Source organism: Novosphingobium sp. PASSN1 (assembly GCF_002278815.1).
The window spans coordinates 76773-88794 of the sequence record NZ_NKIS01000001.1; the positions used below are offsets into that span (position 1 = coordinate 76773).

8 protein-coding genes are annotated in these 12022 nt (G+C 66.2%); 3 read left to right on the forward strand and 5 right to left on the reverse strand.

Features of this window, described 5'->3' with window-relative positions:
* Positions 1-196: 196 nt before the first annotated feature.
* Positions 197-1309: a class II histone deacetylase gene (locus CFE35_RS00335; protein ID WP_292926777.1), complete on the reverse strand. Its 1113-nt coding sequence runs from the start codon at positions 1307-1309 to the stop codon at positions 197-199.
* The gene (locus CFE35_RS00340; protein ID WP_292926779.1) at positions 1306-3060 is read right to left on the reverse strand and encodes an amidohydrolase; all 1755 of its coding nucleotides are present in this window, start codon (positions 3058-3060) and stop codon (positions 1306-1308) included. Before CFE35_RS00340 ends, CFE35_RS00335 begins: the two co-directional genes overlap by 4 nt.
* A gap of 176 nt (positions 3061-3236) precedes the next feature.
* On the opposite strand from CFE35_RS00340, the gene CFE35_RS00345 reads away from it, so the two are divergent.
* On the forward strand, positions 3237-4283 hold the full coding sequence (locus CFE35_RS00345; RefSeq protein WP_292926781.1) for an AraC family transcriptional regulator: 1047 nt from the start codon (positions 3237-3239) through the stop codon (positions 4281-4283).
* Here the strand turns inward: CFE35_RS00345 and CFE35_RS00350 are convergent.
* The 3 genes from CFE35_RS00350 to CFE35_RS00360 form a co-directional block, all read right to left on the reverse strand.
* On the reverse strand, positions 4249-6192 hold the full coding sequence (locus CFE35_RS00350) for a pyrroloquinoline quinone-dependent dehydrogenase (RefSeq protein WP_292926783.1): 1944 nt from the start codon (positions 6190-6192) through the stop codon (positions 4249-4251). The two genes, CFE35_RS00345 and CFE35_RS00350, sit on opposite strands and share 35 nt — an antisense overlap.
* Before the next feature lie 6 nt (positions 6193-6198).
* Positions 6199-7911, reverse strand: coding sequence for an amidohydrolase (locus CFE35_RS00355; protein WP_292926785.1), 1713 nt, complete (start codon positions 7909-7911; stop codon positions 6199-6201).
* Positions 7912-7994: 83 nt separating this feature from the next.
* Positions 7995-10310, reverse strand: coding sequence for a TonB-dependent receptor (locus CFE35_RS00360; RefSeq protein WP_292926787.1), 2316 nt, complete (start codon positions 10308-10310; stop codon positions 7995-7997).
* A 327-nt stretch (positions 10311-10637) separates the two neighbouring features.
* Here CFE35_RS00360 and CFE35_RS00365 point away from each other — a divergent pair, with 327 nt between their 5' ends.
* Together CFE35_RS00365 and CFE35_RS00370 are read left to right on the forward strand one after the other, a co-directional pair.
* Positions 10638-11531, forward strand: a complete 894-nt coding sequence (locus CFE35_RS00365; RefSeq protein ID WP_292926789.1) for an alpha/beta hydrolase — start codon at positions 10638-10640, stop codon at positions 11529-11531.
* A gap of 85 nt (positions 11532-11616) precedes the next feature.
* The gene (locus CFE35_RS00370; RefSeq protein WP_292926791.1) at positions 11617-12021 is read left to right on the forward strand and encodes an MAPEG family protein; all 405 of its coding nucleotides are present in this window, start codon (positions 11617-11619) and stop codon (positions 12019-12021) included.
* The last annotated feature ends 1 nt before the right edge of the window (position 12022 follow it).

The window sequence follows — 12022 nt, forward strand, 5'->3', positions numbered from 1 at the left end:
TCCCGCTCCACTCTGGTCTGCTGGTTGCCGAGTGCTTGCCCGGCATGATTGCAGCATCGAATGTCACGAATGATGCGCCGCGATGCAACGTCGCGAGCCGCCAACAATCTGGCCGGGATCGCCATTTGCGGGCGGGCATGATGAAAGGGCCGGTCAGGCGGACCGGCCCTTTCGCATCGTCGGCTCTACGGTTGGTTCAGAGCCCAGCGCCCGCGCGGATTTCCTCGATCAGTTCGAAATGGAACGCCAGCATCCGGTCATCGGGTTGCTGCGGCCCGAAGAAGTCCATTTCCGGATCGACCACTTCGGTGCGCACGCCCGCCAGCGCCTCGATCAGCGAGTGGCCGCAGAACGGCACATATGCTTCGGAATAGCCGCCCTCGTGCACCACCGCGAGTCGGCCGCCACACAGTTCATCTGCCACCTTGATCATGCGTTCGGTCATCGCGCGGTAGCTTTCCGAATGTAGCATTTGCCGGGCAAGTGGATCGGCGGCATTTGCATCGAGGCCGCTGGCGATCACGATCAGATCGGGCTGATAACGCTGCAGCGCCGGGATCACCACGCGGTCGAGCGCGCGCAGATAGGTCTCGTGCCCGCTTCCCGCAGGCAGCGGCACATTGAGGTTTGCGCCAAGGCCTTCGCCTTCACCGCGATCGTCATGGCCGCTGTAGCCCGGCGGGAAGCAGCGGTCCTGATGGATCGAGATCGTCAGCACGTCGCCCCGGTCATAGAAGATGCTCTGCGTGCCGTTGCCGTGGTGCACGTCCCAATCGACCACAGCGACTTTGCCGATGCCGTGCTTCGCTTTGGCGGCGTCGATGGCGATGGGAATGTTGGCGAGCAGGCAGAAGCCCATCGGCTGATCGGCAAGGCAGTGGTGCCCCGCCGGCCGGCACAGCGCATAAGAATTGCGCGCGCGGCCCGTCACAACCGCGTCCACCGCCTCGATCGCAAGGCCTGCCGAGAGCGTCGCCAGTTCGAAGCCACCCTTGCTGAACGGCGCAAACAGCCCAAGCTCGCCGCCGCCCGCATCGCTCACTCGCTTGAATTCGTCGATATAGCTGGCGGGATGGATGCGCAGCAAATCCTCGCGCGTGGCATGCGCGGCGCTGCGCACTTCGAGATGCTGGTCAAGCCCGGAGGCGCGCACCAGATTGAGCAGGCGGCGCTTCGAGGCGGGTGTATCGGCGCCATAGCTGCCCGATGGCGGCTCGACCCAATCGCCGATCGGGAAGAACAGCGCCTGCACCCCGGTGCAGTGCCAGAAGGTCCGCTCGTCGGTGAGGAACAGGGTGGCGTCGGTCATTTTTTCTCTCCCACGGCTGCGGTGAAGACTTCCTCGCCCGCGATGTACGTTGCCAGCACTCTTGTATCGTGAATGTCGCCCACTGCCACGGTCAAGGGGTTGCGGTCGAGCACGATGAGATCGGCCTGCTTGCCCGGCTCAAGCGTGCCGCCCCGGTCGAGCCTGCCCATTTCCGCTGCGCCGTTGCGGGTGAACACGGCCATCGCCTGCTCGCGCGTGATGCGCTGGCCCGCATTGATCGGATCGCCGGTTGCACCCGGCACCTGCCGCGTCACCAGCGTTTCGAAGGCGAGCCACGGATTGACCGACGGAACCACCGGCCAGTCCGAACCAGTGACCACGTTGGCCCCGCTTTCCAGCACATCGCGCATCGGCCACAGGCGCTTCATGCGCTCCGGACCGACAGCCCTTGCGATATCGACCGAGGTGATTGGGGTGGGCCACCAGATGTAGGGCGAAAGTTCCCACGTGAAGTGCAGATCGCGCCCGCGCGGGACATCGGCGGTATCGATGAAGGTGTTGTGGCCGATCTCGTGATGCGGCCCCATGTCGCCATTGGCCTTCCGTGCAGCAGCGATGGCCTCCACCGCCTCGCGCACCGCGCCGTCGCCCGCAGCGTGGAACTTGACCTGAATGCCCTGCCGGTCGAACGCGGTGACTGCCGGGAACAGCTTGTCTTCGGGGATCAGCTTGAGGCCGCGGCCTTCGCCCGGCCCGTGATCAGCGTGCGCCGCGCTATCGTGTTCATACGGGGCCAGCATGACAGCGGTGCGCCCTTCGAGCGGCACGCCATCGAGGAACATCTTGACGCAATCGAGCTGCAGGCGGCCTGCGCTCCACGCCTGACGCTCGGGGATCAGCGCCTCGCTGCCTCCGTTGTTCGGCCCCCACACGATGCAGCCGCGCGCATACTGCTTGAGCCCGCCGGAGCGCGCATAGGCCGAGAAACCCTCGATCATCTCGCGCCGCACGGCGGCATCGGTGAAGCCGACGATGCCGTAGGACAGCATCTCGTCGGTCGCGACCTTGATCGCCTGCATCTGCTGTTCGGTCGTAGCCTTGGGCATGAAGCGCTCGATATCGCGTGCGGCAACTTCGCGAAGCACGCCGGTCGGTTCGCCCTTCGCGTCGCGGTCGATCACGCCGCCGGGGCCGTCCTTGGTCGCGCGGGTGATGCCTGCGATGGCGAGGACTTTCGAATTGACCCAGACGCTGTGCAGGCTCTCGTCGTTGAGCATGACGGGATTGCCCGGCGCCACTGCATCGAGCAGGCGCTTGGTCTGTTCGCCCGGCTTGAACGCGGCGCCCACCCAGCTGCCGCCGGTGATCCATTCGCCGGGCTTGGCCTTGGCGGCGCAGGCCTTGACTGCGGCGACAATGGCTTTCGCATCCGCGCCTTGGGCAAAGCGGCACGAAAGCTTGTCGCGGCCCGCGAAGTAGGTGTGGACGTGCATGTCATAGAGGCCGGGCATGACCGTGCGTCCAGCAAGATCGACGGTGCGCGCGGACGGCGCAGCCATCGCGGCGATCTCCGCGTCAGTGCCCGTGGCGACGATGGTGCCGCCCGCAACCGCGAGCGCCTGCGCGGTGCCGCCGGGGGTCAGCACAGTGCCGTGGAGGAACACGAGATCAACCGGTGCGGGCTGCGCCAGCGCGGGGCCGCCTGCCAGCGCCGCGCCAGCAAGGACAGCACCGGCAAGGAAGGCGCTGCGGAGCCGGATCGCGGATCTGGCGGCGTTAGTCGAAATCATGGGGCAGGAACCTTCCTTTGGCAGGGCTTGATGGGAATAGGCGCGCTCACGCTGTGTTGCGGCTTGGCCGATGCGGCCAAACTGGCGGGGCGCTCTTGCCCCTGCGGACCGCCGTGATGAATGGTCCAGCTGCGAAGGGCTAACGCGGGGCCAATGCCCATGGAACACGAAGGGACATGCTGAAGCCGACGATCTCGGTGCTCGTGCTGCGCCACGTGGTCAATTGCCTCGATCTCGTGGCCTGCGATCCCGAACCGCTGCTTGCGCGCTTTGCGCTGCGGCGCGATGATCTCGACAACGCGTGCGCCGTAATGCCGCTGGAGGCGTTTCTCACGTTTCTGGAATGCGCCGCGCAGGAAGCGCGCAATCCCTACCTCGGGCTGCAGGCGGGGCGCCTGGGGGCGCTCAACAGCCTTGGGGCGCTGGGTTTCCTGTTCCTCAGCGCGCCCTCCTTGCGTACGGCGCTCAGCGGTTTTGCCGCCTATCTCGCGACGTTTCAGGATGCCGTGCGCAACCGCTTCACCGTGGCCGAGGGGCTGGGCACTTACGAGTACCTCATCACCGACCAGACGCTGCAATCGCGGCGGCAGGATGCGGAATTTTCCATCGCGTTGATGCACAACATGTGCCGCAACTATGTGGGCGGCGATTTCGAGCTGGTCGAGGTGCGCTTCGAACATGCCTGCCAGAGCGATGAGCGGGTCTACCGAGAGTTCTTCCGCTGTCCGGTGTTCTTTGATCAGGAAACCAACGCGTTCTCGTTCGAGACGCGGTTTCTGGATTGCACCAGTCCGGTGATCGATCCGGAGCTTTACCCCATCGTGGAGGAGCACCTGCGCCGCCGCGCCGCCGAAACCGCAAGGCGCGGCACATCGCTGGAGGCGCTGGTCCGCGCGCTGGAGGCCAGTCCGCTCGACCGTGCTCCGCAATTGGGCGAAGTGGCCGAGGCAATGGGCGTTTCGGCCGCGACCCTCAGTCGCCGCCTGCGCGAACAAGGGCTGCGCTGGCGCGATCTCGTCAACCAACGGCGGATGCAGGCCGCAGCGCGGCTGCTGCGCCAAAGCCGCCGCGACGTGTCCGAAATTGCGCTCTCGGTCGGCTTTGCCGAAAGCGCGAGCTTCATTCGCCGCTTCGGTCAGCATTTCGGCCTGACCCCGCAGGCCTATCGCCGCGCTGCCGGGGAGGAAGTCAACGCAGCGCAAACGCCACCATCGCATCACTGAGCCGGGTGCCGAAACCGCCGTGTCCGCCTGCCGAGACCACGACATACTGGCGGCCATCGGTGTGGCGGAAGGTCATCGGGGTGGCGGTGGCGGGGGCGGGCACAAAGGCCTGCCACAGCTCGCGCCCGGTCTGGATGTCATAGGCGCGCAGGCGGCTGTCGAGGCTCGCTCCGATGAACACAAGGCCGCCGCGCGTCACGATCGGCCCGCCCTGATTGGGCGCGCCCCACCGGGCGGGCGATGTGATCCCGCTGGAGAGCGTGATGCGGCCGAACGGCACTTGCCAGCGGGTCTTCCCGGTTTTCATGTCGATGGCGGTCAGGCGGCCCCATGGCGGCGGATTACACGGCACGCCGAGCGGCGACATCAGCACCTCGCGCAGCATGACATAGGGCGAACCCTGCATTTCGTAGTACGAGACGCCGGGCCGCACATCGCGCTTCCGGTCGAACTCGGCGCGCGGCACCAGACGGACAGAGGCGGCAAGGTTCGAGGAATTGACCACGGCCAGCCCGCTGCCCGGATCATAGGCAAGCCCGCCCCAATTGGTGCCGCCAAGGAAGCTGGGATGGAGCAGCGAGCCTTTGACGCTGGGCGGCGTGAAGATCCCTTCGTTGCGCAAGGCGGCGATGCGCGTGCGGCAGGCGGCGGTGTCGAAGCCGAGGAGGCCCCACGCATCTTGCGTGCGCAGCCGCTGTGAGGTGACGGCATGGGGGAGGAGCGGCATCGGCTGGCTGGGCGCGGCGCGTTCGCCGGGCATGTCGCTGGCGGGCACACGGCGTTCCACCACCGGGAACAGCGGCTGGCCGGTCTCGCGGTTCAGCACGAAGATATTGCCGGTCTTGGTTGGCTGGATCACCGCTTCGGCGGCCCGGCCCTCGTGTTCGATGGTGACCAGCGTCGGCGCGGCGGGCAGGTCGTAGTCCCACAAGTCGTGGTGCACCGTCTGATACGACCACACCTTGCGCCCGGTGCGCATATCGAGCGCGACGACAGAGTTGGCCTCGGGGATGCGGTCCAGCCGGTTGACGCCCAGCGTATCCCAGCTGGCGCTGCCCGTCGGCACGAACAGCCAGCCGCGCTTCGCATCGACCGATAGCGGCGCCCAGGCATTGGCCGCCCCGGTCGCGCCGGAAAGATCATCGGGTATCGGGTTCCACGCCCACAGCGGCTGGCCCGTGACCACATCGAACGCGCGCACAATCCCGTCGAGGGAGTTGCGGTACATGTTGTCCTGCACAGCGGTGCCCAGCGCGACCACATTACCCCAGACTGCGGGCGGCGAGGTGTTCGCAGGCTTGCCCTCGCCCTTGTAATCAAGCGCGGCGAGATCGATCCGCCCGCCCTGGCCGAAGCCTGTGCAGACGCGCCCGCTATCGGCATCGAGCGCATGGAGCACCGCGTTCTGCGCGGCATAGAGGATGCGCTTGCCGCAAGGCGCAGCGCGCGTGGCCGCGTCCGCCGCCTGCCAGTAGGCCACGCCCCGGCAGTAGTTCTCGTGGTACATGTTGCCGGTGCGCGGCTTCTTTGGATCGAACGACCACACCTCGCGCCCCGTGGCAGGATCGAGCGCGACGGCGCGGCCATAGGGCGTGCAGCCATAGAGCCGGGCGTTGACATAGATCGGCGTCATCTCGCCGACAGTCGCGTCGACTGTTTCGGTGCCGGTGGAGACCTCGCCGGAGTGCCAGACCCACGCGCGGCGCAGGCTGCGCACGTTGCTGCGGTTGATCTGATCGAGCGCAGAGAATTTCGTCGATGAAGGCTGGCCGCCATAGCTCGGCCATTCGGACGCCTGCGCTTCCACGGCCGCCACATCGGCGCTGGCGGCGACGGGCGGGAGATCAGGGCTGCGCTGGCAGGCAGCAAGCAGCGCGAAAATGGCGAGGCTGATGAGGCGCCGCCACATGCGCCCTCAGCCCTTGGCCCGCGTGAAGATCCGCTGCCCGCCGACCCAGGTCTCCAGCACGCTGGTGCTGTGAATCTCGGTCACGGGGATCGCGAACGGATCGCGGTCGAGCACGAGGAAATCGGCGAACTTGCCTGCCTCCAGCGAACCCGCCTTGTCGGCCATACCCATCCGCTTTGCCGCGTTGATCGAGAACATGGTGATCGCTTGCGGCAGGGTGATCGCCTCCGCCAGCCCGTAGCTGCGCGCGCCGCCGCCGGGATTGCGGCGGGTGACGGCGGTTTCGATGCCGATCCACGGGTTGGGCGAGGGGACCACAGCCCAGTCCGACCCGGCCACGACCAGCGCGCCCGAGGAGAAGCCTTCGCGGATCGGCCACACGCGGTCGATGCGCGGAGCGCCGACGGCGGCGGTAATGTCGTCGTTGATCGGTTGGGGATCCCACAGATAGGGCGAGAATTCCGAAGCCGCCTTCAGCGCCTTGAAGCGCGGCAGATCGGCGGGATCGATGAAGGTGAGGTGGCCGACCTGATGCATCGGCCCGCCCATGCCATTGGCTTTGCGCGCCGCAGCAATGGCATCGAGCGAGGCGCGTACCGCGCGGTCTCCGGCAGCATGGAACAGCACCGTGACGCCCATCTTGTCCCACTGCGCCACGTCCTTCGCCATCCCGGCGGGATCGAACAGCAGCAACCCGCGCGCGGGCGCATTGGGCTGGCCGGCCTGATAGTCTGCCAGCATGGCCCCGGTGTGGCTTTCGGTGGGTACGCCATCGGCAAAGACTTTGACGCAGTTTGCATTGAAGGTGGCGCGCGCAAACTTTGCCCGGTCCGCGAGCGTCTGCGCGAAGACAGGGTTGGGCCGGCCGGATTCTGAATAGGCAATGCAGGCCTGCACGCGCTGCTTGAGCACGCCCTTGTCGGCCAGCGCGGCATAGACCTCAAGGTCGTCGCGGTAGGCCATCGCCTCGACATAGCCGACCACGCCGAAACCCGCGAGCATGGCCAGATGTGCCGAAAGCTGGCGCTCGGTTTCGGCGCGGGGCTGGGGAGGAACCTTGACGGTGAGCAGGCGGCCCGCCGTTTCGCGCAGCACGCCGGTGGGATTGCCGCCCGCGTCGCGCTCGATGATCCCGCCTTCGGGATTGGGTGTACCCGCCGTGATGCCGCCAGCGGCGAGAGCGAGTGAATTGGCCCAGACGCTGTGGCCGCTGACATCATACAGCATCACCGGATTATCGGGCGAGACGGCATCGAGCGTGGCGGCGGTGATCGGCGTACCGGTCATCAGCGAGGACTGCCACTGACCGCCGCTCACCCATTCGCCGGGCTTTGCCGCCTTCACGCAGGCGCTGACGAGTTCGATCAGCCGCTGCGGCCCGGCATCCTGCGGAATGCGGCAGCGGCCCTCATCGCCCTTGGCCTGCAACACGGGGTGGACGTGCATGTCGTAAAGGCCGGGCATCACGGTGCGCCCGCCAAGGTCGATCACCCTGGCTGCGCCGCGCGGCCATGCCTTCGCCTGCTTCCGCGTGCCGATGCGCACGATCTTCTGGCCGCGCACGTCCATCGTGCTGCGCCAGCCTTGTGGGGTGTAGATATGGCCGTTGATGAAGCGCAGCACCGGAGGCGGTGCGGCGCGTGCGGCAGGGGCGCAGGCCACCAGCGCAAGGCCCGTGGCGGACAGGAAGCGGCGCAGGCCGCGTTGCGTGAGCTTCATACCGGCAATCTCCCCCTATGCTGCACTTTATGTCCATGCGCACCGGCCTGCCAGCTTTGGGCAGGCCGATGCGCATGGCTTGGTTACATGCGGTAGGACGCGGTCACGCCAAAGGTGCGCGGCCGCAGCGTTTCGCGGCGGAAGAATTCGAACGGGTTCGAAGCCCGCTCGCGCCGCGTCCACGTGGACTTGTCGAGGATGTTGTTGACGAACAGCGAGATATCGAAGTTGCCGGGCTTCACGCCAAGCCGCGCCGACCAGAACGCCACTGCAGGCGGCACGCGCAGCGCAGTGTCGATCGCGCCGTTCGCCGGGTTGAGATAAGGCGGCAGCGTGTTCTGCTTCGAGCGGTAGTCGAAATCGGTGCGGACATAGCCGCCCTTTTCGCGGAAAACGTCGAAATCATACTGCCCGTGGAGCGCAATCGTCCACGGCGCGCCCAGAACGGCATCGCCAGCGCTCACGAACGGCGCCGTCGCGGTCGGACCGCCCTTGATCGTGTCGAGGAACTTGGCATCGACATAGCCGACTTCGGCCTGAAGCGTCAGGCGTTCGGTCGGGCGGACTTCGACCTGCAGGTCGAAGCCGCGGCTGCGCGCCTTGCCGAGGTTGTTGGTGAACTGGAAGCCGCAGCTGTTGAGCGCCACCGCCTGCTGGATGTTCTTCCAGTCGATCTGGTAGACGCTGGCCTGCACGCTGCCGAGCCCGCCGAACTTGCTCTTCACGCCCAGTTCGTAGCTCCACACCGAGTCCGAATTGAAGTTGGTCGGCCGGCCGCCCGGATAGCCGATGCTCGCCAGTTCCCCGCCGCAGAACGTGCCGACCTGCGGGTTGTAGCCGCCCACGCGGAAGCCGCGCGAGGCCGAGGCATAGACCAGCGTATCGCGCGTGGCCTGATAGTTCAGGCCGAACTTGGGCGTGATCGGGTTTTCGCTCTGGCGGCCGCGGTCATCCACCAGCGGACCGACGACGAAACCTTGCGCGATCGAACGGATCGTGAAGACCGTGTGGCTGTAGCGCAGCCCGGCCAGCGCCGAGAGCTTGTCGGTGAACTTGTAGGTGACTTGTCCGAACACCGCCGCCTGCTCGTCGGTCGAGACCGCGTTCTGGTCATAAATCGAGAAGCCGGGGACGGGGGCCGGAGCGCCGAACAGGTAGACCGGGAAGTAGGGCGAGGTCACCTTCTGGAGCGAGGTTTGCTCGGCATGCGAATAGAACCCGCCCAGCACCCAGGTGAGCGGGCTGGAGGTGTTGTTCGACTGGAGGCGCAGTTCGCCGGTCCAGTTCTTCTGCGCCACGAGGAAATCCGCCGGGTCCGCCTGCTGGGGGAAGAACGGCAGGGCGTTGGCCCCGGTGAACAGGGTCTGGTCGAAGTTGGTGTAATCCTGCACGAACGCCTGCTTGCGATCGAAGTAGGAGCCGACCGCAATCACGTCGACCGCACCAAGCCCGACGCTGACATTGAGCGAGGCGAGGGTGAAGCGGTCCTTGCTTGTTTCCGCGAGCTGGTTGGCGTTGACGAACTTGTGGTTGCCGTAGTCGGAAAACTTCTCCCAGCTCTCGCCGCTGTCGTCCGCCTCGATGTTCTGGTAATAGATCGCTGGCGTGATCTTGACGTTGTCGACCGGCTGCCATGTTAGCGCAGCGCGTGCCACGAAGCTGTCGGTGCGGTTGGCGTTGGGCTGGACGACCTTGCCGGTGGACGAGCTGATCCGGTCCACATAGCCGCCATCGCGCCGATAATAGCCGCTGACCGCCATGCCGAGTTTGCCTTCGACGAGCGGCGCGCTGAGCGAGATGCCGCTTTCGCCATTGCCTGCGCCATGCTGGGTGGCGCTGGCCTCGGTTCGGGCATAGACCTTGAGCGTATCGAGGCTGGGCTGCTGGGTGATGAAGCGCACCGTGCCGCCTTCCGAACCTGCGCCAAACAGCGTGCCTTGCGGGCCGCGCAGCACTTCGACGCGATCGAGATCGAACACCACCGGATAGGCATTGCCGCCGCCATAGCCGAGCTGGCGCACCTGGATCGGCACATCATCGATGTAGATGCCGGTAGTGGCCGCGCCGACCGAGGAATTGACGCCGCGAATGGCGATGTTGGTGCTCGTATTCGATTTCTCGAAGCTCACGCCCGGGGTCTGGCGCATCACGTCGGTGAAGTTGCGGATGCCGCGGCTGTCGAGCGCCTCACGCGAAAGCGCGCTGACGCTGAGCGGAACCTTGTTGATGCTCTCGCTCTTGCGCGTGGCGGTGACGATGATCTCGCCGCCGGTATCCGCGCTTTCGCTTGCGCCCGCCGGATCGGCCTGCGCCCTAGACTGCGCCCATGCGCTCTCGCCAACCAGAATTGCGGCCAGCGCCGCCCCCGATGCCAACAAACCTGCTGTGCGCCTGCCCATAGTGTCTTGCTCCCCTGAAAGACGGATGCCCGGCAATTGTGCCGGTCGTTCGTGCCGCGCAGACTATGGGCTTGGGGCCAATTGCAATTGACTTCAGCTGGCAGGTTGACCCCTCACTGCACGTTTGCGCACACTGGCGATGGATCGGGGCCGGGTTGGCCAGAAATGCCAAGCGCCGCGAATGATCGCGCTTTCGAGCCCGGCTCGGGCCAGCCACGGACCAGTCTTGCGGGCCTACGCATATCGGCTGGTGCCCTGCTGCGCGAACTGTGTCATGTGCCGATTAATCGGGCCACCCCCGCCAACTTCGAGGGCAGACGGAATACCATGACGATTGATGCGCCAAGCCAGCTTGCTCAGAGCCGTTCGCAGCGGTTGAACCGGATCGTCTCGCGCGATCAGCTGGCGCTGGTGGCGGATGACACCGGGCCGCTGGACGCGCCAGTGGTCATCCTGCTCCATGGTGGCGGGCAGACGCGGCACAGCTGGTCGGGCGCGGCGAAGGCCCTTTCGCGGCAAGGCTACCGGGTCATCAATTTCGACGCGCGTGGGCACGGGGAAAGCGGTTGGTCCGATGCCGGTGCCTATGCGCTCGATGACCGCGTCGCCGATCTTGAAGCCATCGTCACGCAGCTCGATCAGCCCTTCGCGCTGGTCGGAGCCTCGCTTGGCGGGATGACGAGCATTCATGCCGTGGCGCAGGATATCCGCCCCGCTGCTGTGGTGCTGGTCGATATCGTGCCCCATCCCGAGCCCCAGGGGATCAGCCGCATCGTTACCTTCATGCGCGCGCACCCTGATGGCTTCGCCACGCTGGATGCCGCAGTCGATGCCGTTGCCGCCTACAACCCGGACCGACCGCGCCCGCGCGATCCGGCGGGCCTGATGCGCAATCTGCGCCAGCGCGAGAATGGCCGGTTCTATTGGCACTGGGATCCGCGCATCGTGTCCGACCGCCCGCAAACGTTTCACGAAACCGTGCAAAAATCTGCCGTCGCGCTCGCCGAGACCGGCTTGCCGGTGCTGGTGGTGCGCGGGCTCAAGAGCGATGTCGTCAGCGATGCCGGGATCGCAGCGTTCCGCGCCATCGTCTCGCATCTCGAAGTGGCCGATGTCGGCGGGGCCGGGCACATGGTGGCCGGGGATCGCAACGATGCCTTCAATGGCTCGGTCATCGCGTTTCTAGAACGGCATCTCCCGGTGGAGCTGGGCGAAGGCTGATTGGCCCCAAAAGTGCGAGTTGCCGCATAGCCTGCCCTGCTTCAGCCTCCGCAGCATAACCGGGGAAGAGGCGCAGCGCAGATCCATGATAGATCCTTATGTCTATGTCGTCATCGTCAGCGCGTTGGCGCTGCTGGCCTATTATTTCACGCTGCTGATGGCGGGCTTGGCGCGGGGGCGGTTCAAGATCGCGGTGCCATCGCACAGCGGGCCGGAGGAATACGAACGCTATGTCCGCGCCCACCAGAATACGCTGGAACATCTCGTGCTGTTCCTGCCGGGCATGTGGCTCTTCGCCTATGTCGTGAGCCCGTATTGGGCCGCCGGGATCGGTGCGATCTGGCCGTTCATGCGGGTGCTTTATGCGCGCGGCTATCACCGGGCGGCGGAGAAGCGGCTGCTCCCGCTCTATATCTCGATGCCGCCGATCTACACCTTCGTGCTCGGCTCGCTGATCGGCGGGATCGTGCGCGTGATGCAGGGAGCCTGAG